This window comes from Citrobacter sp. CK199, assembly GCF_030333285.1.
Lineage (GTDB): Bacteria > Pseudomonadota > Gammaproteobacteria > Enterobacterales > Enterobacteriaceae > Citrobacter_B > Citrobacter_B koseri.
The window spans coordinates 219,929-245,852 of the sequence record NZ_JAOWGF010000021.1 but is presented as its reverse complement, the minus strand read 5'-3'; the positions used below and the strand labels follow the sequence as shown (position 1 = coordinate 245,852).

Sequence of the window (25,924 nt, the reverse complement as noted above, 5' to 3'; positions counted from 1 at the left end):
TCGCATTCAGGAGCGCATTTTGATCAACGCACCATCGCACTATTCGGTATTAACCGCCGCCCACTGGGGACCTGTCCGGGTCGACACTGACGGCGAGACGATTCTCGCGTCTCGCGGGGCGCTGCCCACTTCGCATCTCAATTCCCTGCAAACCGTCGTGCGCGACCAGGTTCACAGCCCTACCCGGGTGCGTTTCCCGATGGTGCGTAAAGGATTTCTCGCCTCGCCAGAGAAGCCACAGGGCGTGCGCGGTCAGGATGAATTTGTGCGGGTGAGTTGGGATGAGGCGTTGGATCTGATCCATACCCAGCACAAACGTATTCGTGAAACATATGGGCCGTCCTCGATTTTTGCCGGTTCTTATGGCTGGCGCTCGAATGGCGTACTGCATAAAGCTTCCACCCTGTTGCAGCGTTATATGGCGCTGGCGGGCGGGTATACCGGGCATCTGGGGGATTACTCTACGGGGGCGGCGCAGGCCATCATGCCGTATGTGGTGGGCGGAAACGAAGTTTACCAGCAGCAGACCAGCTGGCCGGTTGTGCTGGAACACAGTGACGTGGTGGTGCTATGGAGCGCCAACCCGTTGAATACGCTAAAAATTGCCTGGAATGCATCGGATGAGCAGGGCATTGCTTACTTTGCCGCGCTGCGCAACAGCGGGAAACGGCTGATCTGCATCGATCCAATGCGATCGGAAAGCGCGGCGTTCTTTGGCGATAAGATGGAGTGGATCGCCCCGCATATGGGGACTGACGTGGCGCTGATGCTGGGGATTGCGCATACGCTGGTGAAAAACGGCTGGCATGATGACGCGTTTCTGGCGCGCTGCACGACCGGTTACGAGACATTCGCCGACTATCTGCTGGGCGTGAGCGACGGCGTGGCGAAAACGGCGGAATGGGCGGCAGATATTTGCGGCGTATCCGCCGCTAAAATTCACGAACTGGCGGAACTCTTCCATAAAAACACCACCATGTTGATGTCTGGCTGGGGGATGCAGCGTCAGCAGTTCGGCGAGCAAAAACACTGGATGCTGGTAACGCTTGCCGCCATGTTAGGGCAAATTGGCACGCCCGGCGGCGGTTTTGGCCTCTCGTACCATTTCGCCAACGGGGGAAACCCGACGCGCCGCGCCGCCGTACTGGCTTCAATGCAGGGCAGTCTGCCAGGCGGCACCGATGCGGTAGACAAAATTCCGGTGGCGCGCATTGTCGAGGCGCTGGAGAATCCCGGCGCGCCCTATCAGCACAACGGTATGAACCGCCATTTCCCGGATATCCGCTTCGTCTGGTGGGCCGGTGGCGCGAACTTTACGCATCATCAGGATACCAACCGTCTGATTCGCGCCTGGCAAAAGCCGGAACTGGTGGTGATCTCCGAATGTTTCTGGACCGCTGCGGCGAAACATGCCGATATCGTGTTACCTGCCACGACCTCTTATGAACGTAACGACTTAACCATGACCGGCGACTACAGCAACCAGCATCTGGTGCCGATGAAGCAGGTTGTGCCGCCGCGTGATGAGGCCCGTAATGATTTTGACGTGTTTGCCGAACTGAGCGAACGCTGGGAAACGGGCGGCCATGCGCGCTTCACCGAAGGGAAAAGCGAGCTTGAGTGGCTGGAAACCTTCTACAACATCGCCGGGCAACGCGGCGCCAGCCAGCAGGTGACGCTGCCGCCGTTTGCACAGTTCTGGGAAGCCAACGATCTGATTGAAATGCCGGAGAATGCGGCCAACGCGCAGTTTATCCGCTTTGCGGATTTCCGCCGCGACCCCGACGCGCATCCACTGAAAACGGACAGCGGCAAGATAGAGATCTATTCCCGGCGAATTGCGGACTACGGCTATGCGGACTGCCCAGGACACCCAATGTGGCTGGAGCCGGACGAATGGCACGGCAATGCCGAACCCGGTCAGCTACAGGTGCTGTCCGCCCACCCGGCGCATCGTCTGCACAGCCAGCTTAACTACAGCCAGCTTCGTGAACAGTATGCGGTGGCGGGGCGCGAACCGGTTACTCTGCATCCGCAGGATGCGCAGACGCGGGGCATTGCCGACGGCGACACGGTGCGGGTCTGGAATCACCGAGGACAAATTCTGGCGGGCGCGGTGGTGACGGAGGGCATTAGACCCGGCGTTATCTGCATTCATGAAGGGGCATGGCCGGATTTAGAGGTGTCGGCTGGCGGCATTTGTAAAAATGGCGCGGTAAACGTGTTGACCAAAGATCTCCCCAGTTCGCGACTGGGGAACGGCTGTGCGGGCAACACCGCGCTGGCGTGGATTGAAAAGTATACCGGCCCCTCGCTGACGCTTACGGCGTTTAATCCGCCTGCCAGCCCATAATCCATGTCGGATGCTGTGTATCTTCCTGCCATGCGCTGTCTTCGATACGAAAACCCAGCGCATGGTAGAAATTCACCGCCGACTGATTTTTCTGGTAAACCTCCAGGCTGAGCGCGGTAAAGCGCTGCTGAACATGCTGCACCAGCGCCTTGCCAATCCCGCTGCGGATCGCGTCCGGCGTGACAAACAGCGCGCCCAAAAAGCGCGCTTCCATCACGCTGGCAAAGCCTTTCAGTAAACCTGCTTCTTCCCACACCCAGGTCTGCGCGGCGGGCAAGTACACGTCACGCACTATCGCTTCGCTTTCGCGCCAGTAGCGCGCTTCGATAAACGGGTGGGCATAGATCGTGCTCTCCATCCAGAGCGTCAAAATTGACGCCATATCGTCAGTCCGGGATTCGCGAATCATGCTGACCTCCAGGATGGCAGAAACAGCCCGTGATATGGTCGTTGACCAGCCCGCACGCCTGCATAAAGGAGTAGCAAATGGTGGTGCCGACGAACTTGAAGCCGCGTTTTTTCAGCGCTTTTGCCAGCGCATCCGACGCGGGGGTTGAGGTGGGGATCTCGCTCAGGCTGGCGGCTCGCGTTACCTGCGGCTGGTTTTCGACAAAAGACCAGACGAATTCAGCAAACGGTTCGCCATTTTGCTCCATCGCGAGATACGCCCTGGCATTGCCGATGATGGCCTGAATTTTCCCCCGATGGCGAATAATGCCCGCATCCTGCAACAGACGCTCAACGTCGTCTTCCTGCATCGCCGCGACGCGGACGGGATCAAAGTGGTGGAAGTTTGCGCGATAGTTTTCCCGTTTCTTCAGCACGGTGATCCAGGAAAGCCCCGCCTGCTGGCCTTCAAGGCAGATCATCTCGAACAGCTTTTTGCCGTCGGTTTCGGGAATGCCCCACTCCTTGTCGTGATAGGCGATGTATAGTGGGTCCTGACTGACCCATCCGCAACGCTGCATACTCTTCCTCGCTGTTTTGACTACCGCAAAAATTTCATTCGGCCCGCCTTGACGCGCCAGCTAAAAAGACAATATTTAATACAGGGCTAATAAGCCCTGGAACCGCCAAACAATGACAATAATATCGCCGAATTCGGCTCTTCTCTGGAGTCGCGTTGATGATTATAAAAAAATGCAGTGGTCGCCAGGTGTGGTGCTGCCTGGCGAGCGTTATCGTCTGTGCAATTTTCACTAACACAGCATATGCCTGGCAACAAGAATATATCGCTGATGCCGTATCGGGTCATACGACAGAACGCTATACATGGGACAGCGATCACCAACCAAGTTACAACGATATTCTGGCGGAGCGGATTCGGTCCAGCCAGAATGCGCCTGGCCCTGTGCTGAGCCTGGCCGATCAAACGCCACTGGATGCGACCAGCGGCATGAGCATGGGCTGGAATTTTCCGCTTGCCGGGCGCGTGACGACCGGGCCGGTCGCCAGCCTGCATTACGACGGCTCAACCACCTCGATGTTTAATGAATTTGGCGACAGCGTGACGGCGCAGGCGCTGACCGACCCTCTGTGGCATGCCAGCGTCAGTACGTTGGGCTGGCGGGTGAATTCGCAGTTTGGCGATATCCGTCCCTGGGCGCAAATCAGCTATAACCAGCAATACGGCGAGAACATCTGGAAAGCGCAGTCGGGGCTGAGTCGAATGACGGCGGCGGATCAGAATGGCAACTGGCTGGATGTGACGGTGGGGGCGGATATGCTACTGAACCCGCATATCGCGGCGTATGCGGCGCTCTCTCAGGCAGATAACAGCGCAAGCAATAGCGACTATCTGTACACCCTGGGCGTTAGCGCCAGATTTTAACGAGAATACGCACGTAATAAAAACAAGTTTTTTACAATTAAGTCTCTTTAATAACAAGACGTACAGCGATAGTAGGTACTAACTGACCTTAAAAAAATCACGCCGCGCAGTCTTTGTCTCGTCATTCATTCCGCAATCCAGGCATTTCATTCCGCTCTGATGGCATTTCATGCCGTTTTTCCCCTGCATAAAAAGCACTTCGTTATTGTTATCAGCAGTGAATTTCTCCTTTGTTTATGCAGGAAGACTGCCATGAAAACTTCTGATTATCAGCGTACCCGTTGGCTGACGCTTATCGGCACCATCATCACGCAATTTGCGTTAGGTTCTGTTTACACCTGGAGCCTGTTTAATGGCGCGCTCTCTGCGAAACTGGATGAACCCGTCAGCCAGGTGGCCTTTTCATTTGGCTTGTTGAGCCTGGGACTGGCGATCTCCTCTTCCGTGGCGGGTAAATTACAGGAACGTTTCGGCGTAAAACGCGTCACGATGGCGTCAGGTGTTTTACTGGGCATCGGCTTCTTTTTAACGGCGCATTCCAACAACCTTATGATGCTGTGGCTGAGCGCCGGGGTGCTGGTTGGCCTGGCGGACGGGGCGGGATATCTGTTAACGCTGTCTAACTGCGTAAAATGGTTCCCGGAACGTAAAGGGCTGATTTCCGCCTTCGCGATTGGTTCTTATGGCCTCGGTAGCCTCGGCTTCAAATTCATCGACAGCCAGCTGCTGGCGACGGTCGGTCTGGAAAAGACATTTATGATCTGGGGCGCGATTGTGCTGGTGATGATTGTCTTTGGTTCAACGCTGATGAAAGACGCGCCGAATCAGGATGTTAAAGCGGTAAACGGGGTGGTGGAAAACGACTTCACCCTGGCGCAGTCCATGCGTAAACCGCAGTACTGGATGCTGGCGGTGATGTTCCTGACGGCCTGCATGAGCGGTCTGTATGTCATCGGCGTGGCGAAAGACATTGCTCAGGGGCTGGCGCATATGGATGTTGCTTCGGCGGCCAACGCGGTCACGGTGATTTCCATCGCTAACCTGTCAGGCCGCCTGGTGCTGGGCATTCTGTCTGACAAAATCGCCCGTATCCGCGTGATTACTATCGGTCAGGTTGTCTCGCTGGTCGGGATGGCAGCATTACTGTTCGCGCCGCTGAGTGATGTGACGTTCTTCGCCGCGATTGCCTGCGTCGCCTTTAACTTCGGCGGTACGATCACGGTGTTCCCGTCGCTGGTGAGCGAGTTCTTCGGCCTGAATAACCTGGCGAAAAACTACGGCGTGATTTACCTGGGCTTTGGGATTGGCAGTATTTGCGGGTCGATTATCGCCTCGCTGTTCGGTGGGTTCTACGTCACCTTCTGCGTTATTTTCGCTCTGCTGATCCTCTCTCTGGCGCTCTCGACCACGATTCGCCAGCCTCAGCGCCGCGTCTTTAAAGAGGCTCACGCCTGATTTTATTCATCATTTAACCACTTCCCGGCCCGGATATTTTTGTAAATATCCGGGCCGCTTGCTTATTCTTCCGACACTTTTACGCTTCCCTGTGGTCTACATACCCGCGCGTGTAGACTGTCTGACATCTGCTGTTACCGCATTTATCCACCTGCCCGGTCTGGAATGGCCTTTTGCGGGTGGTTTTTATCCCGATTTCCAGGGTTTGCTTGCATGAAATACATTAAATCGATGACGCAGCAGAAGCTGAGCTTCTTGCTTGCGCTCTATATCGGCCTGTTTATGAATTGCGCAGTGTTTTACCGCCGGTTCGGTAGCTATGCGCAGGAATTTACCGTCTGGAAAGGCCTCTCGGCAGTGGTTGAACTTGGGGCCACGGTTCTCGCCACGTTCTTCTTACTCCGTCTGCTTTCCCTGTTTGGTCGCCGCGCCTGGCGGGTTCTGGTTACGCTGGTGGTGCTGTTCTCCGCGAGCGCCAGCTATTACATGACCCTCCTGAACGTGGTGATCGGCTACGGCATTATTGCCTCCGTGATGACCACGGATATCGATTTATCGAAAGAGGTCGTCGGCTGGCACTTCATTTTGTGGCTGGTGGCGGTGAGCATTCTGCCGCTGGTCTTTATCTGGAGTAACCGCTGTCGTTACACCCTGCTGCGGCAGTTACGCACGCCGGGCCAGCGCGTTCGTAGCGTGGCGGCGGTGGTTCTGGCTGGGGTGATGGTGTGGGCGCCGATTCGCCTGCTCGACGTTCAGCAAAAGAGTGTTGAACGAACAACGGGTATCGATTTGCCGAGCTATGGCGGCGTGGTGGCGAACTCTTATTTACCGTCGAACTGGCTGTCGGCTTTAGGTCTGTACGCCTGGGCGCAGGTGGATGAGTCGTCGGATAATAACTCGCTGATGAACCCGGCGAAGAAGTTTACCTATGTTGCGCCAGAAGGCATTGATGACACGTACGTTGTGTTTATCATCGGCGAAACCACGCGTTGGGATCATATGGGCATCTTCGGCTACGAGCGGAATACGACGCCGAAGCTGGCGCAGGAAAAAAACCTCGCGGCGTTCCGGGGTGAGTCGTGTGATACCGCGACCAAACTTTCGCTGCGCTGTATGTTTGTGCGCGAGGGTGGCGCGTCGGAGAATCCGCAGCGTACGCTGAAAGAGCAAAACATTTTTGCGGTGCTGAAGCAGCTAGGGTTTAGCGCCGATCTGTATGCGATGCAGAGCGAGATGTGGTTCTACAGCAATACGATGGCGGATAACATTGCCTACCGCGAGCAAATCGGCGCAGAGCCGCGCAACCGAGGTAAGACGGTTGATGATATGTTGCTGGTGGATGAAATGCAGCGTTCGTTAGCGCAAACCCCTGACGGGAAACACCTGATCGTGATGCATACCAAGGGGTCTCATTATAACTATACGCAGCGGTATCCCCGCAGTTTTGCGCAGTGGACGCCAGAGTGTGTCGGCGTTGACGACGGCTGCACAAAAGCGGAGATGATCAACTCTTACGATAACTCGGTGAGCTATGTTGATCACTTTATTACCCGCGTGTTCGATCAGCTGCGCGATAAGAAAGCCATTGTGTTTTACGCCGCCGATCACGGCGAGTCGATCAATGAGCGCGAGCATTTGCACGGCACGCCGCGCAAGATGGCGCCGCCAGAACAGTTCCGGGTGCCAATGCTGGTGTGGATGTCGGATAAGTATCTGGAGAACCCGCAGCATGCGCAGATGCTTGCGCGCCTGCAACAGGCGGCGGCGATGAAAACGCCGCGCCGTCATGTGGAGCTGTATGACACGGTGATGGGATGTCTCGGCTACACCTCGCCAGATGGCGGAATTAACGAAAACAACGACTGGTGCCATATTCCGGCTGAACAGAATGCAGTGGTGCAGTAAGCGGTCTGCTGACTTTCTCACCGATTGAATGGCATTTTCAAACTAAGGGATTGACGGGCGCGCACCTGAGCAGTAAGATGCGCCCCGCATTCGGTGATTGGCGCAGCCTGGTAGCGCACTTCGTTCGGGACGAAGGGGTCGGAGGTTCGAATCCTCTATCACCGACCAATTCAGAAAAGCCAGCCCACGGGCTGGCTTTTTGCTGTCTGGAATTCAGCATTGTAGTCCTGATAAGCGTAGCGCCATCAGGCGGGATTGGTCGCCCACTTTCGGTAACGCCGGATGGCGGCGCAGGCGCCTTATCCGGCCTACGGCGAAGCATTGTAGGCCTGATAAGCGAAGCGCCATCAGGCAGGATCGGTCACTCATTTTCGGCAACGCCGGATGACGGCGCAGGCGCCTTATCCGGCCTACGGCTCAGCATTGTAGGCCTGATAAGCGCAGCGCCATCAGGCAGGATCGGTCGCTCATTTTCGGTAACGCCGGATGGCGGCGCAAGCGCCTTATCCGGCCTACGGCGATTTCGCCATTGGCAAAAAATGTGCATCACTTCTCACTGTTTGTTCACGTTTTTGTGACATATTCCATTGTCTTTTTTTATCTTTGCTTAAATTTTTTTTTGCGTTACTTATGGCTGAGCCCAGCATTTTCCGCTGTGCGTTTTAGCGTTCGTGATATTAATCGCTCAGATATGCAGCATTTCGTCAGAAATTTTTCACAATCTGCACAAACGTTAATCACCAAATGTTGCGAAATATGAAGCGATTAATTCTGGTGTTAACGGAGTAGCACAAATTTCCCTGCTGAAAATAGTCGTTTGAAGTTTTTTTAATCTTTGTTTGTGAATTCTCACCGTTGTTGTAAATCATGGTTGCCTGTATTGACGTTTTCACATTCTGTTGACAGATTGTAGGGCATGAGGGGCATTTCATGGAGAATCCGCACTGCAACTCAGGCGCTTATGTGAACGGAATCCCCATCCTCTTAACGCCGACCCGGCCGGGTAAAAAACAAAAAAGGCCAGGCGGTGCAAACCCACTGCAAAGGGTAAAACAACAACATCACATTTGGAGCAGAAGAATGAGTATTTCCTTGAAGAAGTCAGGGATGCTGAAGCTTGGTCTGAGCCTGGTGGCCATGACCGTCGCAGCAAGTGTACAGGCTAAAACTCTGGTTTATTGTTCAGAAGGTTCTCCAGAAGGCTTCAACCCGCAGCTGTTTACCTCCGGCACCACCTATGACGCCAGCTCAGTACCTATCTATAACCGTCTGGTGGAATTTAAAATCGGTACAACCGAAGTTATTCCAGGCCTCGCTGAGAAGTGGGATGTCAGCGAAGACGGCAAAACCTACACCTTCCACCTGCGTCAGGGCGTGAAGTGGCAGGACAGCAAAGACTTTAAACCGACGCGCGATTTCAACGCCGATGACGTGGTGTTCTCGTTCGATCGTCAGAAAAATGCCGAAAACCCGTACCACAAAGTGTCTGGCGGCAGCTATGAATACTTCGAAGGGATGGGTCTGCCAGACCTGATAAGTGAAGTGAAGAAAGTGGACGATAGCACCGTTCAGTTCGTGCTGACCCGTCCAGAAGCGCCGTTCCTCGCTGATCTGGCGATGGACTTCGCCTCCATCCTCTCTAAAGAATATGCTGACAACATGCTGAAAGCTGGTACGCCGGAGAAAGTGGATCTGAACCCAATCGGTACGGGGCCGTTCCAGCTGTTGCAGTACCAGAAAGACTCCCGCATTCTGTATAAAGCGTTTGATGGTTTCTGGGGCACCAAGCCGCAGATCGACCGTCTGGTGTTCTCCATTACGCCTGACGCGTCCGTGCGTTACGCCAAGCTACAGAAAAATGAGTGCCAGGTGATGCCGTACCCGAACCCGGCGGACATCGCGCGCATGAAGCAGGACAAAAACATCAACCTGATGGAGCAGGCGGGTCTGAACGTCGGCTACCTCTCTTTCAACACCGAGAAGAAACCGTTTGATGACGTGAAAGTCCGTCAGGCGCTGACCTACGCGGTGAACAAAGAAGCGATCATTAAAGCGGTTTATCAGGGTGCGGGCGTTGAAGCCAAGAACCTGATTCCGCCGACCATGTGGGGCTATAACGACGACGTTAAAGACTACAACTACGATCCAGAAAAAGCCAAAGCGCTGCTGAAAGAAGCGGGCCAGGATAAAGGCTTCACCGTTGAACTGTGGGCGATGCCGGTACAGCGTCCGTACAACCCGAACGCTCGCCGTATGGCTGAGATGATTCAGGCTGATTGGGCGAAGATTGGCGTACAGGCCAAAATTGTCACCTACGAGTGGGGTGAATACCTCAAGCGTGCGAAGTCAGGCGAACACCAGGCGGTGATGATGGGCTGGACCGGTGATAACGGGGACCCGGATAACTTCTTCGCGACCCTGTTTAGCTGCGCTGCGGCGAAAGACGGTTCCAACTACTCTCGCTGGTGCTACAAGCCGTTTGAAGACTTGATTCAACCGGCGCGCGCCACTGACGACCACAACAAGCGTGTTGAACTCTACAAACAGGCTCAGGTGGTGATGCATGACCAGGCGCCTGCGCTGATCATCGCTCACTCCACTGTGTACGAACCTGTGCGTAAAGAAGTCAAAGGCTATGTGGTTGATCCTCTGGGCAAACACCACTTTGAAAACGTCTCTGTCGAATAATTAAAAGCCAGGGGTGCCTGAGCACCCCATGCCCGGCGGCGCTGCGTTTGCACGAACCTACGATCGTAGGCTGGGTAAGCGCAGCGCCACCCGGCGTAATGCTTTACCCCACGGCGGCGTATGCCGTGGGATAAGATTTGTGAGCAATACAGACGCACTGTCACCAGGCGGCGCGTCATTAGAGAGAATCCGGGTTATGTTGCAGTTCATCCTCCGACGTTTGGGACTCGTCATCCCCACGTTTATCGGTATCACCCTTCTCACCTTTGCCTTCGTCCATATGATCCCGGGCGATCCGGTCATGATCATGGCAGGTGAACGTGGTATCTCTCCTGAGCGTCATGCTCAACTGCTGGCTGAACTCGGTCTGGATAAACCGATGTGGCAGCAGTACCTCCATTACATCTGGGGGGTGATGCATGGCGATTTGGGCATCTCGCTGAAAAGCCGTTTGCCGGTGTGGGACGAGTTCGTGCCTCGCTTTAAAGCGACGCTGGAACTTGGCGTCTGCGCCATGATTTTCGCCACCGCAGTAGGAATTCCGGTCGGCGTGCTGGCCGCCGTGAAGCGCGGTTCCATTTTCGATCATACCGCTGTTGGCCTGGCGCTGACCGGTTACTCTATGCCTATCTTCTGGTGGGGCATGATGCTGATCATGCTGGTATCAGTGCAATGGAACCTGACGCCGGTTTCCGGGCGCGTCAGCGATATGGTGTTCCTTGACGACACCAATCCATTAACCGGCTTTATGCTGATTGACACGGCTATCTGGGGCGAAGAGGGCAACTTTATTGATGCTGTCGCGCACATGATCCTGCCTGCGATGGTGCTCGGTACGATACCGCTGGCGGTTATCGTGCGTATGACCCGCTCCTCCATGCTGGAAGTGCTGGGTGAAGATTATATCCGTACCGCGCGCGCCAAAGGTCTCACAAGGATGCGCGTCATCATCGTACACGCGCTGCGTAACGCGATGCTGCCGGTCGTGACCGTGATCGGTTTGCAGGTGGGGACGCTGCTGGCAGGGGCGATCCTGACCGAAACCATCTTCTCGTGGCCTGGCCTTGGCCGTTGGCTGATTGATGCGCTGCAACGACGCGATTATCCGGTCGTACAGGGCGGGGTGTTACTGGTAGCGACGATGATTATTCTCGTCAACCTGCTGGTCGACCTGCTGTACGGCGTGGTGAACCCGCGTATTCGTCATAAGAAGTAAGGGGCCATCATGTCACAGGTTACTGAAAATAAAGTTATCTCTGCACCGGTGCCGATGACCCCGTTGCAGGAGTTCTGGCACTATTTTAAACGCAACAAGGGTGCGGTTGTCGGTCTGGCGTATGTCGTCATCATGATCCTGATTGCGGTGTTCGCGAACGTCATCGCGCCGTATAACCCGGCAGATCAGTTCCGCGATGTGCTGCTGGCGCCGCCTGCGTGGCAGGAAGGCGGCAGTATCGCGCACCTGCTGGGAACGGATGATGTCGGTCGCGATGTGTTGTCGCGCCTGATGTATGGCGCACGTCTGTCGCTGCTGGTGGGCTGCCTGGTGGTGGTGCTGTCGCTGGTGATGGGGATTGTGCTCGGCCTGGTTGCGGGTTACTTCGGCGGCATTGTTGATAACATCATCATGCGCGTCGTCGATATCATGCTGGCGCTGCCAAGCCTGCTGCTGGCGCTGGTGCTGGTGGCGATCTTTGGCCCCTCTATCGGTAACGCCGCGCTGGCGCTGACCTTTGTGGCGCTCCCGCACTACGTGCGTCTGACCCGCGCCGCCGTGCTGGTGGAGGTGAACCGCGATTACGTTACCGCTTCCCGCGTGGCGGGCGCAGGCGCGATGCGCCAGATGTTCGTCAATATCTTCCCGAACTGCCTTGCGCCGCTGATCGTTCAGGCGTCGCTCGGTTTCTCTAACGCCATTCTCGATATGGCCGCCCTGGGCTTCCTCGGCATGGGTGCGCAGCCGCCGACACCGGAGTGGGGCACTATGCTCTCCGACGTGTTGCAGTTCGCACAAAGTGCCTGGTGGGTCGTGACCTTCCCGGGTCTGGCGATCCTGCTGACGGTGCTGGCATTTAACCTGATGGGTGACGGTCTGCGTGACGCGCTCGATCCCAAACTGAAGCAGTAAGAGGTTCGAGATGGCGTTATTAAACGTAGATAAATTATCGGTGCACTTCGGTGACGAAGGTACGCCGTTTCGCGCGGTAGACCGCGTAAGCTACAGCGTAAATCAGGGCGAAGTCGTTGGTATCGTCGGCGAGTCCGGCTCCGGTAAATCGGTTAGCTCGCTGGCGATTATGGGGCTGATTGACTTCCCGGGCCGCGTGATGGCGGAAAAACTGGAATTCAACGGCCAGGACTTGCAGCGCATCTCTGAGAAAGAGCGCCGCAACCTGGTGGGCGCGGAAGTGGCGATGATCTTCCAGGACCCGATGACCAGCCTGAACCCGTGCTACACCGTAGGTTTCCAGATTATGGAAGCGATTAAGGTGCATCAGGGCGGCAACAGGAAAACCCGTCGGCAGCGGGCGATTGACCTGCTGACTCAGGTGGGGATTCCCGATCCGGCGTCGCGTCTGGATGTCTATCCGCACCAGTTGTCCGGTGGGATGAGCCAGCGCGTGATGATTGCCATGGCGATTGCCTGTCGTCCGAAACTGCTGATTGCCGATGAACCGACCACTGCGCTGGACGTGACCATCCAGGCGCAAATCATCGAACTGTTGCTGGAATTGCAGCAGAAAGAAAATATGGCGCTGGTGCTGATTACTCACGATCTGGCGCTGGTGGCGGAAGCCGCGCATAAAATCATCGTAATGTATGCCGGACAGGTGGTAGAGACAGGGGCGGCGCACGATATCTTCCGCGCGCCGCGTCATCCGTATACGCAGGCGTTGCTGCGCGCACTGCCGGAATTCGCGCAGGATAAAGCGCGCCTGGCGTCGCTGCCGGGCGTGGTGCCGGGAAAATATGACCGCCCGAACGGCTGTCTGTTGAACCCGCGCTGCCCGTATGCCACGGATAAGTGCCGTAGCGAAGAGCCGGATCTGAATCTGCTCGGCGACGGCCGCCAGTCCAAATGCCACTATCCACTCGATGATGCCGGGAGGCCCACACTATGAGTACGCACGAGGCCACCTTGCAACAGCCGCTGTTGCAGGCCATCGATTTGAAAAAACACTACCCGGTGAAGAAGGGGCTGTTTGCGCCCGAGCGCCTGGTAAAAGCGCTGGATGGCGTATCGTTCACCCTTGAGCGCGGCAAAACGCTGGCGGTCGTGGGCGAGTCCGGCTGCGGGAAATCCACGCTGGGCCGCCTGCTGACGATGATTGAAACGCCGACCGGCGGAGAACTGTATTATCAGGGGCAGGATCTGCTCAGGCACGATCCGCAGGCGCAAAAACTGCGTCGGCAGAAAATCCAGATTGTGTTCCAGAACCCGTATGGTTCGCTGAACCCGCGTAAGAAAGTGGGGCAGATTCTGGAAGAGCCACTGCTGATCAACACCTCGCTCAGCAAAGAGCAGCGTCGTGAAAAAGCGCTGGCGATGATGGCGAAAGTCGGCCTTAAAACCGAGCATTACGATCGCTACCCGCACATGTTTTCCGGCGGCCAGCGTCAACGTATTGCTATCGCCCGCGGTCTGATGCTTGACCCGGACGTGGTGATCGCCGATGAACCCGTCTCCGCGCTGGACGTTTCCGTGCGCGCGCAGGTGTTGAACCTGATGATGGATTTGCAGCAGGAGCTGGGGCTGTCTTACGTCTTTATCTCGCACGACCTGTCGGTGGTCGAACACATTGCCGATGAGGTGATGGTGATGTATCTCGGCCGCTGCGTGGAGAAAGGGACGAAGGAGCAGATCTTTACCAACCCGCGCCATCCGTATACGCAGGCGCTACTCTCCGCGACGCCGCGTTTGAACCCGGATGACCGCCGCGAGCGCATCAAGCTGACCGGCGAGCTGCCAAGCCCGCTGAATCCGCCGCCGGGCTGCGCCTTCAACGCCCGTTGCCGTCGTCGCTTTGGCCCCTGCACCCAGTTGCAGCCGCAGCTTAAAGATTACGGCGGTCAACTGGTGGCCTGTTTCGCCGTCGATCAGGATGAGAACCGACAGCAATAACTGTTGGTTATTGCTTCATAACCGGAGCCTTGTGCTCCGGTTTTTTTATATTCCTTTTTTGGCTCCACAATGTGAGTCCATCGGCAGAACATTATCCCATAGCGACTAGAATGTAAGCAGATTTCTGATTGCCACAGAAATATCTGGAGCCAACGTGGTCACGATACGCTGGGATATTAAAACAATCGATCGTCTGTCTATGGTTGAGGATGTCCTCAAGGAGTTTTCCTGCCGCGATATTAATATTATCTCCATGAAGGTCACGCCGGGTCGGATTCTGATTAAATCCTGGTGCCGCCAGTTGCAGGATATTTCCAGCGTCCAGACCTGCCTCAATCAACATGCCGACATTATTAATGTCGCTTATCTCTCAGAGAATCTTTCTGAACTGACCACGCCCGAACTGACGCGACCGCGCTATTTCTCCGACATTATCTGTAGCAGCCAGAGTATGCAGGTGCTGATTGAAAAAGCGCTAAAAATCGCTGACAGCAAATATACCGTCCTGATCCGTGGTGAGACCGGCACGGGTAAAGAGTTGCTGGCGCGCGCCATTCATAATTCCGGGCAGCGGCGCTTTTATCCGTTTATCCCCGTCAACTGCTCAACGCTGCCTGAGGCATTGATGGAGAGCGAACTTTTTGGTTATGAAAAAGGGGCGTTCAGCGGTGCGGACGGCAGAGGGAAAAAAGGGTTGTTTGAAATGGCGGATAAGGGAACGCTGTTTCTTGATGAATTTGGCGAAATGCCGCTGAATTTACAGGCCAAGCTGCTGCGGGTGCTTCAGGACGGCGGCATCCGCCGCGTCGGCGGGGCGCAGGTGATCCCGGTTAACGCGCGTATTATTGTCGCCACCAACGCGAATCTGGAAGAGATGGTCGAACAGCGCCTGCTGCGCGCCGATCTCTGGTATCGCATTAACGTACTGACGCTCACGATTCCGCCGTTGCGCGAGCGCCCTTCGGATATCACTTTACTGATCCGCCATTTTGTACAGAAATATGCCAAAGAGTTTCAACGGCGGCTGATACTGGACAAAGCCTGTTTTGAGTCACTGCGTCACCACCACTGGCCGGGCAACGTTCGCGAACTGGAGAACACCATTATCCGTCTGATGCTGATGTCAGAAAGTGATGTCATCACCTGCGATGATTTGGGGCTTTCAACGGTGTCACAAGCGTTGCCGGGGCATCCCGACCGTCCCTTCAAAGAGCAGGTGCAACATGCTGAGCGGCAGCTGATTGAGCAGATGGTGGAAGAGAATGTCTCCTCCCGGCATATCGCGAAAGCGTTGGGGGTTTCGCACACGACGGTGCTGAATAAAATACGCAGCTACCAACTGGAGGGGGTAAGTTAAGCGCCGCCAGGAATCGACGGCGCACGGAACGCGTTATTCAATCAGCTTCAGGAGCGGCGACAGGCACAGCAAAATCCCATACAGCAGAATCAGCCAGGTTTTCAGGCCGCGCAGTTTTTCCAGTTGCGTGACTTTATAGATCAGGAAAAAAGGGATGATGCACGACACAATGCCGTACAGCGGGCTGCCCAACTGGAAGAACACCAGCACCGAGACGCGGAACGATACCCAAATGACCAGCGTGATAACGATAAAGGTACAGATGCCAAGCGTCAGCGCCAGCGGATTGATCTTCTCCACGTCGATAACCCGGCTCAGCACGTTGAGAATGATGCCCTTAATCGCTTCATGAAAACCCAGGTAAATACCGAAGAAGGCGGTGAGAACCGCAAAGATATTCAGTACCGTTGAGGTGAAATGAATGATCTGTCCGGGAATGACCTGCGCAGCCAATGCCAGCGCGGAGATATTCTGCTCAAAGGCGGAAACGGCTTCTTCGTGGCTGATGGAGAAGGTAAACGAAAACGAGAAGAACAGGATCACGGCAATCAGCGTGATATAGCTGATGCGGTGGGTACGGATGGCCATGCGCGTCGCCAGCACCCTGTCGGCTTCTCGTTTGCGGTAGGCAATGTTCATTGGGTTCAGCACCTGAATAAACACCGCCGAGAAAAAACAGAAGGGCACGGTGAGCAGCACATCGCGGAAGAAGACCGACGCCTGCGGGAAGGCCGTAATATTGCTGAAGTTCCAGTGCGGAATCATTGCGAAACCGAAGATCAGGATGATGCCTACTTTTACCACCACCATAGGGCCGGAGATTTTAAACAGCAGCTTTTCTCCACCGGAGGCGATAGCGACCAGTACGGCGAAGATCGCCACTTTATAGAGGATGGACTGCGAGAGATCGGCATCGGTCAGACCGAAGGTCTTAATGTACGACGCGCTGTCGAAAACCACGGATAAAGAGTAGATAAAAATGCCGTGGATAATCATCAAAAAGTAGATCACGCCGAGGAAGACGCCCCAGTTTTTCCCCAGGTAATGACTGATAATATCGGTGTAGTCATTACAGGTTTCACTTTCTGATAACGTCTTTAAGTAAATATCCTGCACGATATAGGTTGCGGGGTAGGCGATAATAAACGCGGTGATAAAGACCCAAATTCCTTTTAGCCCAATCTGTACCGGCATTAGCACCGTTCCGGCGCCAATGGCCATGCCGATACATAACAGCACCCAGCCAAAATCGTATTTCGTAAACGGTAGTTTTTTTGAGAACGCTGCGGTGGTCGCTTTACTGTTGCTTAATTGTAATGTGTTGTCCTGCATAGAGCCCCCTGCCCAAAATACGCGTCACCCCGGGAAGGATGATGCGTATAGCCAGGCCGTTGTGCCTTGATTCTCAACAGCCGGAGCCGACGCAGGCCAGCTCCGACCGTAATGGTCAGAATGTCGCCTTTCTGATGGCGTGTTCAAGGTCGTTAATAATATCTTCTGGATCTTCAAGACCCACAGAAAGACGGATTAGCCCGTCGGTAATACCTGCTTTAAGCCGTTCCTCTGGCGCAACAGGCGAATGTGTCATAGACGCAGGGTGCTGAATGAGGGTTTCGGTATCACCGAGACTGACCGCGAGGAGGCACAATTCTACCGAATTGATCATGCGTCTGCCAGCCTCCAGGCCACCCGCGATTTCGAAGCTGATAATGCCGCCGGGCAGGCTCATCTGGCGTCTGCCAAGTTCATACTGCGGGTGCGAAGGAAGCCCCGGATACCAGACGTGGGTAATCTTCGGATGGCTTTCCAGGAAACGGGCGATTTTCAGCGCGTTCTCGCAGTGGCGCTCCATACGAATCCCCAGCGTCTTCACGCCGCGCAGCGTCAGCCAGGCGTTAAAGGGGCTCATGCAGCCGCCGGTGATATCCTTCAGCCCGATAAACCGCGCCTGATCGATAAACTCCTGCTTGCCGACGATGACCCCGCCAATAACATCCCCGTGTCCGTTGATGTATTTCGTGACGCTGTGAACCACGATATCGGCTCCCTGGAGCAGGGGTTGCTGGCAGTACGGCGACATAAAGGTGTTATCCACAACCAACAGCACGCCCCGCTGATGGGCGATCCCGGCGACCGTTTCGATATCGACCAGGGAGAGCGTTGGGTTGGCAGGCGTTTCGATGTACACCACTTTGGTTTCCGGGCGGATGGCTTCGCGGATCTCATCCGGGTTGGCGGCATTAACGAAACTCACGTCAATACCGAACTTCGGTATGCTGTGCGACAAAAATGCGTGCGTGCAGCCATAAATCGCGCTGGCTGAGACAATGTGATCGCCCTGCTCACAGAGCGTCAGCAGCGTGGTGGTGATGGCGGAAATGCCGGACGCGGTCGCCAGCGCCGCTTCGCCTCTTTCCAGTACCGCCAGCTTTTTCTCCAGCGCGTCCGTCGTGGGGTTGCCCAGGCGGGTGTAAATGTACCCGGACTCTTCGAGCGCAAAGCGGGCGGCCCCCTGTTCGGCGCTGTCGAAAACAAACGTCGACGTCTGGAAGATTGGCGTACTGAGCGCGCCAGTTGAAGGATCGGGTTGTTGCCCCGCGTGAACGATCTGGGTGTTGAATCCGTAAGTACGACAGTCAGACATGATATCTCCTTTGATTCGGAACAGAACAGCTCACACTCAAATAGCAATCGCTGTGCCAGAAAAGGAGTTTTTATATATCAAAGAGTTAGTGGGTTTCGTTTTTTACGGGTCGTCAGAAAAGTTGCCAGCTGGCAAGAATCTTTCCAGCGTGTTGCGGCGCTTGCGCGAGTTTTGCCGGATGGCGACGAAAGCGTCTTATCCGGCCTACAAATCGGCATAATTTCAGGAGATTGTGCCTGACCTGTAGGCCTGATAAGCGTAGCGCCATCAGGCCTTTTTCGTTTACTGCGGATAAGGCACCCAGTCGCCGCCGTTCAGACGCACATACGGTTTACCCTGATACTGGATAACCACCGCGTTGGCGTTTTCAGCGACCGGTGCGGTCTGCGGCAACCCACGGGTGAGCTGATCCCAGTTGACGTTGTCTTCGACAAACAGTTTGCCGTCAAGGGCGCGCACCACCAGTTCGGAAATCGCCAGGTAGCTGCTCGGCTGGTCAATCTCAATCGATGCGCCCTGATGAGGCGTTTTCATACCGAAGAATTTCACCGCTGCCGGTACGTTGGTGATAGACGGGCTGGGGATGTCGCGTAGCCCGGAAACCTGCATTCTGTCGCCTTTGAGCGCGCCGCCGTGTTCCGGGACCATCACCACCATCACTTTACGGCCCGATTTCTCCAGCTCGGTAAAGAAGGCGTCCAGCTCATCGAACAGCTTTTGCGCGCGAATTTTGTAATCCGCCGTTTTGCTGACGCCAGGGAAGTGGTTTCCGTCGTGCAGCGGCAGCGTGTTATAGAACGTTGCGCTACGCGAGTTCTGATCTTTCTCGGTGGTTTCCAGCCAGCGGTTGAGCACGGCGGTGTCGTCATAAACCGGAGAACCGTCAAAGCCCAGCAGCGTGACGGGCAGCCCTTTTTGATCCATCAGCTCCGTCTGCATACCGCCATTCTCACGCACTTCTTTCAGGAAGCCGCCGAATTCGCCGTTATGACCCATCATCAAATGCTGCGTGAAGCCCAGCTTCGACAGGTTATCAAACAGGTAGCAGTCGTTGCCTGCCGGTTGATACAGATTCGTGTGCGACGACTGGCCGCAGCTGGCGCGCAGCAGGCGGATCGCCGCCGGGCCGCTGTAGGAGGTGGCGGAGTTAAAGTGCTTAAACAGAATATCGAAATGCGACCATAACGGATGTGACATCAGGCCTGCGGCTTCAACATCAGACCACGAGAGGGAACAGATGTTGATCACCAGCAGTTCAAACGGCTGCGCATCGGCCGGCAGCGCCGTCGGGAACGGCGTTTTTCGTTTTTCTTCCGCGTTATAGAAGGTGTTCAACCACGCGTTCAGATTGGCTGAGGTCGGAGGCGCGGTCTGCGCCGGGATATCGCCGACCACCGGGGTGTCTCCTGCCGTTGCGACCGTCGCCGCCGCAGAGCCGCCGGTGGTCGTCACCGTGTCGGTCGGCTGGCCGCCAGGCCACAGCGTAAAGACTGGCCCTGTCAGCGTCAGCACGTTCAGCCAGATCATAATGGCGACAACAAAAAGAGTGACCCGAATCCACTGCGATAAAAACAGCCAGGCGACGAGCAGCACAAACACGGCGCCGATCATCTGCCAGTTGATAAAGCGAGTCACCAGATCGAGCATATAGTCCGCGCTAAAACCCGCGACCTGCGAGCCCTGACTGATAATGCTTTGTGGGCCAGGCAGCCAGGTGTCATGCCAGAAAAGCGCAAAGCCGATTGGGATAGCGACCCAATGGCGCAGACGGTGCAGGCTGAGTTTGGGGACTGGCATTAACAAAAAGGCCATGAAGACCAGGTTCTGCAACGGATGGAAGTTGAGATATCCCGCCCAGAGCAGGCCAAACTTTACCAGAAAGTAGAAATTCCAGCCCGCAAGGCCGCGCCAGTATTGCCAGAGTGGTGAAGGCATGGATGAGGTTTGAGTATGCTGAGTCATTTTTTGTCTGCCTTGACGTTTGTTGCACGGCGCAAGGTTCCGGCGGGTTTTACATAACGGGGTCTGGCGAATAACAGTCGGGCTGTGTTACGGATGCGGCGAAGCGAATGGCGCGCCAGATAGCCCAGAGGAAAAAAGATCAGCGCGCAAAAGACGATGATCTGGATGATATCGTTGACGTTCATCATTGTGGGCGCTCCACGCTGTCATCCAGCAGTCGTAAGGGTTCGGGAATACGTCGCCAGACTCGCCCGTCATGCTCGGCATTGAGCACAGGGTTCGGCCCCTGGGTCAGCGGCAGCGGTGTGCCCCACAGTTCAGGCGACAGCAGGCGCATTTGCACGAGTTCAGCGCTGATTTGGTTATCTTCGAACCAGACCATGCGGTTGGAAAAGATATCGCCGGTCGGCAGCGGGAAGATATGGTTCAGCGCAGTGTCCAGATCGTTGACCCGACAGAATGATAAAAACAGCACCAGCCGGTTGCCGCCGATAGTCATGATATCGCCGGTACGGTTTGGGCGGCAGAGCGTCAGCGCCTGCTCGATGCGGATACCCGGCACCGGGCGCAATGCGACCATCACGCCTTTCCCGTCAGCGGGCAGCAGCGTGTTGCTCATCATGTTATGTACGGCTTCGCAGAAGACGTCCCATGTCTGGAAACCGCGCAGCTTCATGGGCTGCGTCATCGACAGGAGTGTGGCGATCTCTTCCGGGACGTAGCGGCTGAATTGCTGTCCCTGCACGCTTTCAATTAGCGTCAGGCAGCGGGAAAGCGGCGCATTCCACGGAATAACCATATTCGCGCCGCAGCCTAACAGCAGTCGCTCGTCGGTTGCTCGCAAACTGGCGAGATTTTCGCGGACGATAATTTTCAGCGCGCTTCCGCGCTGGCGGCGCAGCGTATGGATATTTCGCGCCATGGGTTCGATTTGGCTATTTTGCGTCAGGGAGAAGATGATCGTCGCCGCCTGCGCAGTTCGCGCCTCGTTGAACAAGGTTTCGTTATTATCAAAAAGCGCCCAGTGTTCCGACAGCGGCGGAGCGCCTTCAAGAACGGTGATATTGCTGAGGATGCGTTTTTCGTCGCTGCGCGGCTGAATGTTCGCCTCTTCCTTGTGGGCCAGCTCCCAGTGCGCATCTTTATGGCGCAGCGTCAGTTGTTGCCGGGCGCTGACCCCTTTTTCGCTGCACCAGAACGCGATGTCGAACAGATGCTGGTCGCCCTGAAAACGTAAGCTGGCAAGGCCGAAAAGCGAACGGTACTCCCCCATCAACAGGGAGAACTGTTTGTCATTATTATTTCCAGGGTTAATAACCAGAAGCGAACAGTGATGGAACCGGGTCCATTTATTCATTTTTTCCAGCCACTGATGAAGGCGTTCCCCTGATATATTTTGCCAGGCGTTATTCGCGCAAAGAAGAATGAAAAAGTAATGTGTAGGATCAACAGAACAAAGCAAATCGCGGGGCAAAAAGTATAACCCCTTTTCAGAATCCGGCATTGAAAATAACTGGATTTTTTCCGGGCCGTGAGATTCATCTAATTTGATTAATTCACCCGGATCGCTGCCCATACAAATGACCGCGACTTTCGCGTTCCCTGCCTGCGAGGCAATCGTTTGATTCACCAGGCTGATGGCATCTTCATTGCGATCAGCGTCAACCCACCAGACACCGCCGGCAGGCATGTGGCGTAGTTCATCCCATAATGATGAGATGCCGATAGAAAATACGGGGTCCACAGCGTCCCTCTTGTCGCTATTTTATCTGTTTATCAGTTTACTAGCGAAAGCTCAGAAATAAACCTAACATTGAAATTAAAACACATCAGATTTAGCATATGAATCAATTCGGCGGGCAGGAAGCCTTGCGACCTCGGTCATGGTGTTTTCTTTACTCTTACAGTTTGCGTAACGGAAAGGCGAGAAATGAACGATCCCCTGCATTGAAGATTAACAGTGAAGAGGGGGGGATGCTGCCAGAAAAATTGTCTGAAGCATGGTGAGTATATTCAAAAGGGACACAATACAGAATGTATAACAACAACGAACCTGACTCTCAGTTTGATTCAGCATTGGGCTATACCTTTCAAAATGATTTTCTGGCGTTAAGTCAGGCTTTCTCCTTGCCCGAAATAGACTATACCGATATTTCCCAACGCGAACAGCTGGCTGCGGCGATTAAACGTTGGCCTTTATTGGCTGAATTTGCGCAACAACCATCATAAGGGAGTCAGGGATGTCCATTCTGGGATTGCAGGGCGTGCGCGGCGGTGTAGGCACCACATCAATCACTTCGGCGCTCGCCTGGGCGCTGCAAATACTCGGGGAAAATGTGCTGGTCGTTGATGCCAGCCCCGATAACCTGCTGCGTATGTCATTCAATGTCGATTTTGCCCATCGCGACGGCTGGGCCAGGGCGCTGCTGGACGGTAAAGACTGGCGCGATGCCGGACTGCGTTATACCACCCAGCTCGATCTGCTGCCGTTCGGACAGCTTACGGTGGAAGAGCGGGAGAATCCTCAGGAATGGGCGGAAAAGCTGGGAGCTATTTGCGCTGGCCTGCGCGAACTGAAAGAGAGCCGACGCTATTCGTGGATTTTGCTGGATCTTCCCCACGGCGTCTCACCGCTGACGCAACAGTTGGTCAGTCTCTGCGATCATACGCTGGCGGTGGTAAAAGCGGACACCAATTGCCATATCCGGCTGCATCAACAGGCGCTGCCCACGGGCGCGCATATTCTGATTAACGATTTACGCATTGCCAGCCAGTTGCAGGACGATCTGTACCAGGTCTGGCTGCAAAGCCAGCGTCGTTTGCTGCCGATGGTGATCCATCGCGATGAAGCGATGGCGGAGTGTATGGCTTCGAAACAGCCGCTGGGCGAGTACCGTGGCGATTCGCTGGCGGCAGAAGAGGTGCTGACGCTGGCAAACTGGTGTTTGCTGCACTATGCGGGCAATCGCGCCCCTGCCGGGAGCGCATCATGAACATCCTGACCCGGTGGCTTCTCATTCCGCCGGTCGGCGCACGCCTGAGCGAGCGCTATCAAGGGTATCGCCGTCATGGCGCGTCGCCGTTCAGTGCGATGCTGGGCTGCCTGTGGGTGATTCTGGCGTGGATTTTTATTCCGCTTGAGCATCCGCGCTGGCAGCGCATTCGCGCGCAGCATAAAGCGCTCTATCCGCATATTAACGCCAACCGACCGCGTCCGCTGGACCCGGCCCGCTATGCCATTCAAACGCTCTGGTTGATGGCCTTCTCGCCGCGTAAAGAGAAGAAGGTCGAACCGCGCTGGCGGTCGCTCTCCCGCCTGCTGGGCGTGCGCGGTCGCTATCATCAGTGGATGGACACGCTGCCCGACCGCGTCAGTAAAAAGACCACGCACCTGGAAAGCGAAAAAGAGCTGGGCCATCTTAGCAACGGGGTGCGCCGCTTTATCCTCGGCGTTATCGTCACCTTTTCCCTGATTCTGGCGATCATCTGTATTACCCAGCCGTTTAACCCGCTGTCGCAGTTTATCTTCCTGATACTGCTGTGGGGCGTCGCGCTGCTGGTGCGGCGGATACCGGGGCGTTTCTCCGCCCTGATGCTGATCGTGCTGTCGCTGACGGTGTCATGCCGTTATATCTGGTGGCGTTATACCTCGACGCTAAACTGGGATGACCCGCTGAGCCTGGTTTGCGGGCTGATTTTGCTGTTTGCGGAAACCTACGCCTGGATTGTCCTGGTGCTGGGGTATTTCCAGGTCGTCTGGCCGCTTAACCGCCAGCCCGTGCCGCTACCGAAAGAGATGGCGCAGTGGCCGACGGTGGACATTTTTATTCCGACTTACAACGAAGACCTCAGCGTGGTGAAAAACACCGTTTACGCCTCGTTGGGCATCGACTGGCCGAAAGACAAGCTGAGCATCTGGATTCTTGACGACGGTGGGCGCGAAGAGTTCCGCCAGTTTGCCCAGACCGTCGGCGTACAGTATATCGCCCGTACCACGCATGAACACGCCAAGGCCGGCAACATCAATAACGCGCTGAAATACGCGAAAGGCGAGTTTGTCTCGATCTTTGACTGCGACCATGTCCCGACACGCTCGTTCCTGCAGATGACGATGGGCTGGTTCCTGAAAGAGAAAAAGCTCGCCATGATGCAGACGCCGCACCACTTTTTCTCGCCGGACCCGTTTGAACGCAACCTCGGTCGTTTCCGTAAAACGCCGAACGAAGGCACGCTGTTTTATGGGCTGGTGCAGGATGGCAACGACATGTGGGATGCGACGTTCTTCTGCGGATCGTGCGCGGTGATTCGCCGTAAACCGCTGGATGAGATTGGCGGCATTGCCGTTGAGACCGTGACCGAAGATGCGCATACCTCGCTGCGCTTGCACCGTCGCGGCTACACCTCGGCCTATATGCGCATTCCACAGGCGGCAGGTCTGGCGACGGAAAGCCTGTCCGCGCACATCGGGCAGCGTATTCGCTGGGCGCGCGGCATGGTGCAAATCTTCCGTCTGGATAACCCGCTGTTCGGCAAAGGCTTAAAGCTGGCGCAGCGTCTGTGTTACGTCAACGCCATGTTCCACTTTTTATCGGGTATTCCACGGCTCATCTTCCTGACGGCGCCGCTGGCTTTCCTGCTGCTGCACGCCTATATCATCTATGCGCCCGCGCTGATGATTGCGCTGTTTGTGTTGCCGCACATGATTCACGCCAGCCTCACCAACTCGAAGATTCAGGGGAAATACCGCCACTCCTTCTGGAGTGAGATCTACGAAACGGTGCTAGCCTGGTATATCGCGCCGCCGACGATGGTGGCGCTGATCAACCCGCATAAAGGGAAATTCAACGTTACCGCGAAAGGCGGGCTGGTAGAGGAAGAGTATGTCGACTGGGTGATTTCCCGGCCCTATATCTTCCTGGTGCTGCTCAACCTGCTGGGGGTCGTGGTGGGCGTCTGGCGTTACTACTACGGCCCCGCCAACGAAATACTCACGGTGATCGTCAGTCTGGTGTGGGTTTTCTATAACCTGATCATTCTGGGTGGCGCGGTGGCGGTCTCTGTGGAAAGTAAGCAGGTACGCCGGGCGCACCGCGTTGAAATCTCCATGCCGGCGGCCATTGCCCGTGAAGATGGCCACCTGTTCTCATGCACCGTGCATGACTTCTCCGACGGCGGCCTGGGGATTCGGATCAACGGGCAGGCGCAGGTGCTGGAAGGGCAAAAGGTTAATTTATTGCTTAAACGCGGCCAGCAAGAGTACGTCTTTCCTACTCAGGTCGTGCGCGTGTTGGGCAATGAGGTCGGGCTGCAATTGCTGCCGATGACCACGAAACAACATATCGACTTTGTGCAGTGCACATTTGCCCGCGCGGATACGTGGGCGCTCTGGCAGGACAGCTTCCCGGAAGACAAACCGCTGGAAAGCCTGCTGGATATTCTGAAGCTGGGCTTCCGTGGCTACCGCCATCTTGCGGAATTTGCTCCGTCTTCCGTCAAAGTAATTTTCCGTTCTCTGACGACGCTGGTTTCCTGGATTGTGTCGTTTATTCCGCGTCGCCCGGAGCGGCAGCCGGATCAGGTGATGGCTCAACAATGATGATAACGCG

General features: G+C 55.6%; 20 protein-coding genes and 1 tRNA gene. 14 read left to right on the top strand and 7 right to left on the bottom strand.

What is annotated here, in order from left to right; all coding sequences use genetic code 11:
• Positions 1 to 19: 19 nt before the first annotated feature.
• Complete coding sequence (locus OGX75_RS02440) at positions 20 to 2,353, top strand: molybdopterin guanine dinucleotide-containing S/N-oxide reductase (RefSeq protein WP_134768949.1); 2,334 nt, start codon at positions 20 to 22, stop codon at positions 2,351 to 2,353.
• On the opposite strand, the gene OGX75_RS02435 is transcribed toward OGX75_RS02440, so the two are convergent.
• Together OGX75_RS02435 and tag are read right to left on the bottom strand one after the other, a co-directional pair.
• Positions 2,331 to 2,762 (bottom strand): N-acetyltransferase, encoded by a 432-nt coding sequence (locus tag OGX75_RS02435; protein ID WP_286450997.1) that lies wholly within the window; start codon positions 2,760 to 2,762, stop codon positions 2,331 to 2,333. The two genes, OGX75_RS02440 and OGX75_RS02435, sit on opposite strands and share 23 nt — an antisense overlap.
• On the bottom strand, positions 2,740 to 3,321 hold the full coding sequence (gene tag, locus OGX75_RS02430; RefSeq protein ID WP_012135682.1) for a DNA-3-methyladenine glycosylase I: 582 nt from the start codon (positions 3,319 to 3,321) through the stop codon (positions 2,740 to 2,742). Before tag ends, OGX75_RS02435 begins: the two co-directional genes overlap by 23 nt.
• 158 nt (positions 3,322 to 3,479) lie before the next feature.
• On the opposite strand from tag, the gene OGX75_RS02425 reads away from it, so the two are divergent.
• The 10 genes from OGX75_RS02425 to OGX75_RS02380 all read left to right on the top strand — a co-directional run bounded on the left by OGX75_RS02425 (position 3,480) and on the right by OGX75_RS02380 (position 15,712).
• Complete coding sequence (locus OGX75_RS02425; RefSeq protein WP_047460372.1) at positions 3,480 to 4,184, top strand: autotransporter outer membrane beta-barrel domain-containing protein; 705 nt, start codon at positions 3,480 to 3,482, stop codon at positions 4,182 to 4,184.
• Positions 4,185 to 4,436: 252 nt separating this feature from the next.
• Entirely contained in the window at positions 4,437 to 5,639 is a 1,203-nt protein-coding gene (locus OGX75_RS02420; protein ID WP_071259261.1) for an L-lactate MFS transporter, read from the top strand.
• Between the two features lie 213 nt (positions 5,640 to 5,852).
• Positions 5,853 to 7,544, top strand: coding sequence for a kdo(2)-lipid A phosphoethanolamine 7''-transferase (gene eptB, locus OGX75_RS02415; protein ID WP_286450996.1), 1,692 nt, complete (start codon positions 5,853 to 5,855; stop codon positions 7,542 to 7,544).
• Positions 7,545 to 7,635: 91 nt separating this feature from the next.
• Positions 7,636 to 7,712 (top strand) — tRNA-Pro (locus OGX75_RS02410).
• Between the two features lie 912 nt (positions 7,713 to 8,624).
• Positions 8,625 to 10,232, top strand: a complete 1,608-nt coding sequence (gene dppA, locus OGX75_RS02405; protein ID WP_012135678.1) for a dipeptide ABC transporter periplasmic-binding protein DppA — start codon at positions 8,625 to 8,627, stop codon at positions 10,230 to 10,232.
• 196 nt (positions 10,233 to 10,428) lie between these two features.
• Positions 10,429 to 11,448 carry a dipeptide ABC transporter permease DppB gene (dppB, locus tag OGX75_RS02400; RefSeq protein ID WP_199977263.1) on the top strand — a complete coding sequence of 340 codons (1,020 nt, stop codon included), beginning with the start codon at positions 10,429 to 10,431 and terminating at the stop codon, positions 11,446 to 11,448.
• 9 nt (positions 11,449 to 11,457) lie between these two features.
• Positions 11,458 to 12,360 (top strand): dipeptide ABC transporter permease DppC, encoded by a 903-nt coding sequence (gene dppC, locus OGX75_RS02395; protein WP_012135676.1) that lies wholly within the window; start codon positions 11,458 to 11,460, stop codon positions 12,358 to 12,360.
• Positions 12,361 to 12,370: 10 nt separating this feature from the next.
• Positions 12,371 to 13,354: a dipeptide ABC transporter ATP-binding protein gene (dppD, locus tag OGX75_RS02390; RefSeq protein ID WP_012135675.1), complete on the top strand. Its 984-nt coding sequence runs from the start codon at positions 12,371 to 12,373 to the stop codon at positions 13,352 to 13,354.
• Positions 13,351 to 14,355, top strand: coding sequence for a dipeptide ABC transporter ATP-binding subunit DppF (gene dppF / locus OGX75_RS02385; protein ID WP_012135673.1), 1,005 nt, complete (start codon positions 13,351 to 13,353; stop codon positions 14,353 to 14,355). The genes dppD and dppF overlap by 4 nt, the downstream gene beginning before the upstream one ends.
• A 154-nt stretch (positions 14,356 to 14,509) precedes the next feature.
• Complete coding sequence (locus tag OGX75_RS02380; RefSeq protein ID WP_047460384.1) at positions 14,510 to 15,712, top strand: sigma-54 interaction domain-containing protein; 1,203 nt, start codon at positions 14,510 to 14,512, stop codon at positions 15,710 to 15,712.
• Positions 15,713 to 15,745: 33 nt separating this feature from the next.
• On the opposite strand, the gene OGX75_RS02375 is transcribed toward OGX75_RS02380, so the two are convergent.
• The 5 genes from OGX75_RS02375 to bcsE form a co-directional block, all read right to left on the bottom strand.
• Positions 15,746 to 17,044, bottom strand: coding sequence for an aromatic amino acid transport family protein (locus OGX75_RS02375; RefSeq protein ID WP_283316761.1), 1,299 nt, complete (start codon positions 17,042 to 17,044; stop codon positions 15,746 to 15,748).
• A gap of 115 nt (positions 17,045 to 17,159) precedes the next feature.
• Positions 17,160 to 18,356 (bottom strand): methionine gamma-lyase, encoded by a 1,197-nt coding sequence (megL, locus tag OGX75_RS02370; protein WP_012135669.1) that lies wholly within the window; start codon positions 18,354 to 18,356, stop codon positions 17,160 to 17,162.
• 282 nt (positions 18,357 to 18,638) lie between these two features.
• Positions 18,639 to 20,318: a cellulose biosynthesis protein BcsG gene (gene bcsG / locus OGX75_RS02365; RefSeq protein WP_049009740.1), complete on the bottom strand. Its 1,680-nt coding sequence runs from the start codon at positions 20,316 to 20,318 to the stop codon at positions 18,639 to 18,641.
• Complete coding sequence (gene bcsF / locus OGX75_RS02360) at positions 20,315 to 20,506, bottom strand: cellulose biosynthesis protein BcsF (protein WP_012135666.1); 192 nt, start codon at positions 20,504 to 20,506, stop codon at positions 20,315 to 20,317. The genes bcsG and bcsF overlap by 4 nt, the downstream gene beginning before the upstream one ends.
• Positions 20,503 to 22,062: a cellulose biosynthesis c-di-GMP-binding protein BcsE gene (bcsE, locus tag OGX75_RS02355; protein ID WP_286450994.1), complete on the bottom strand. Its 1,560-nt coding sequence runs from the start codon at positions 22,060 to 22,062 to the stop codon at positions 20,503 to 20,505. The genes bcsF and bcsE overlap by 4 nt, the downstream gene beginning before the upstream one ends.
• Positions 22,063 to 22,352: 290 nt before the next feature.
• On the opposite strand from bcsE, the gene bcsR reads away from it, so the two are divergent.
• The 3 genes from bcsR to bcsA are packed head-to-tail and all read left to right on the top strand — an operon-like array spanning position 22,353 to position 25,914.
• Positions 22,353 to 22,547 carry a cellulose biosynthesis protein BcsR gene (gene bcsR, locus OGX75_RS02350; RefSeq protein WP_012135663.1) on the top strand — a complete coding sequence of 65 codons (195 nt, stop codon included), beginning with the start codon at positions 22,353 to 22,355 and terminating at the stop codon, positions 22,545 to 22,547.
• Positions 22,548 to 22,558: 11 nt separating this feature from the next.
• The gene (gene bcsQ / locus OGX75_RS02345) at positions 22,559 to 23,311 is read left to right on the top strand and encodes a cellulose biosynthesis protein BcsQ (protein ID WP_012135662.1); all 753 of its coding nucleotides are present in this window, start codon (positions 22,559 to 22,561) and stop codon (positions 23,309 to 23,311) included.
• Positions 23,308 to 25,914: a UDP-forming cellulose synthase catalytic subunit gene (gene bcsA / locus OGX75_RS02340; RefSeq protein WP_104868057.1), complete on the top strand. Its 2,607-nt coding sequence runs from the start codon at positions 23,308 to 23,310 to the stop codon at positions 25,912 to 25,914. Before bcsQ ends, bcsA begins: the two co-directional genes overlap by 4 nt.
• Positions 25,915 to 25,924: the final 10 nt, after the last annotated feature.

Coding starts and splice junctions, on each gene's coding strand:
- OGX75_RS02435 (WP_286450997.1), bottom strand. CDS start 2,762: ATGATTCGCGAATCCCGGACTGACGATATGGCGTCAATTTTGACGCTC.
- tag (WP_012135682.1), bottom strand. CDS start 3,321: ATGCAGCGTTGCGGATGGGTCAGTCAGGACCCACTATACATCGCCTAT.
- OGX75_RS02425 (WP_047460372.1), top strand. CDS start 3,480: ATGATTATAAAAAAATGCAGTGGTCGCCAGGTGTGGTGCTGCCTGGCG.
- OGX75_RS02420 (WP_071259261.1), top strand. CDS start 4,437: ATGAAAACTTCTGATTATCAGCGTACCCGTTGGCTGACGCTTATCGGC.
- eptB (WP_286450996.1), top strand. CDS start 5,853: ATGAAATACATTAAATCGATGACGCAGCAGAAGCTGAGCTTCTTGCTT.
- dppA (WP_012135678.1), top strand. CDS start 8,625: ATGAGTATTTCCTTGAAGAAGTCAGGGATGCTGAAGCTTGGTCTGAGC.
- dppB (WP_199977263.1), top strand. CDS start 10,429: ATGTTGCAGTTCATCCTCCGACGTTTGGGACTCGTCATCCCCACGTTT.
- dppC (WP_012135676.1), top strand. CDS start 11,458: ATGTCACAGGTTACTGAAAATAAAGTTATCTCTGCACCGGTGCCGATG.
- dppD (WP_012135675.1), top strand. CDS start 12,371: ATGGCGTTATTAAACGTAGATAAATTATCGGTGCACTTCGGTGACGAA.
- dppF (WP_012135673.1), top strand. CDS start 13,351: ATGAGTACGCACGAGGCCACCTTGCAACAGCCGCTGTTGCAGGCCATC.
- OGX75_RS02375 (WP_283316761.1), bottom strand. CDS start 17,044: ATGCAGGACAACACATTACAATTAAGCAACAGTAAAGCGACCACCGCA.
- megL (WP_012135669.1), bottom strand. CDS start 18,356: ATGTCTGACTGTCGTACTTACGGATTCAACACCCAGATCGTTCACGCG.
- bcsG (WP_049009740.1), bottom strand. CDS start 20,318: ATGACTCAGCATACTCAAACCTCATCCATGCCTTCACCACTCTGGCAA.
- bcsF (WP_012135666.1), bottom strand. CDS start 20,506: ATGATGAACGTCAACGATATCATCCAGATCATCGTCTTTTGCGCGCTG.
- bcsR (WP_012135663.1), top strand. CDS start 22,353: ATGTATAACAACAACGAACCTGACTCTCAGTTTGATTCAGCATTGGGC.
- bcsQ (WP_012135662.1), top strand. CDS start 22,559: ATGTCCATTCTGGGATTGCAGGGCGTGCGCGGCGGTGTAGGCACCACA.
- bcsA (WP_104868057.1), top strand. CDS start 23,308: ATGAACATCCTGACCCGGTGGCTTCTCATTCCGCCGGTCGGCGCACGC.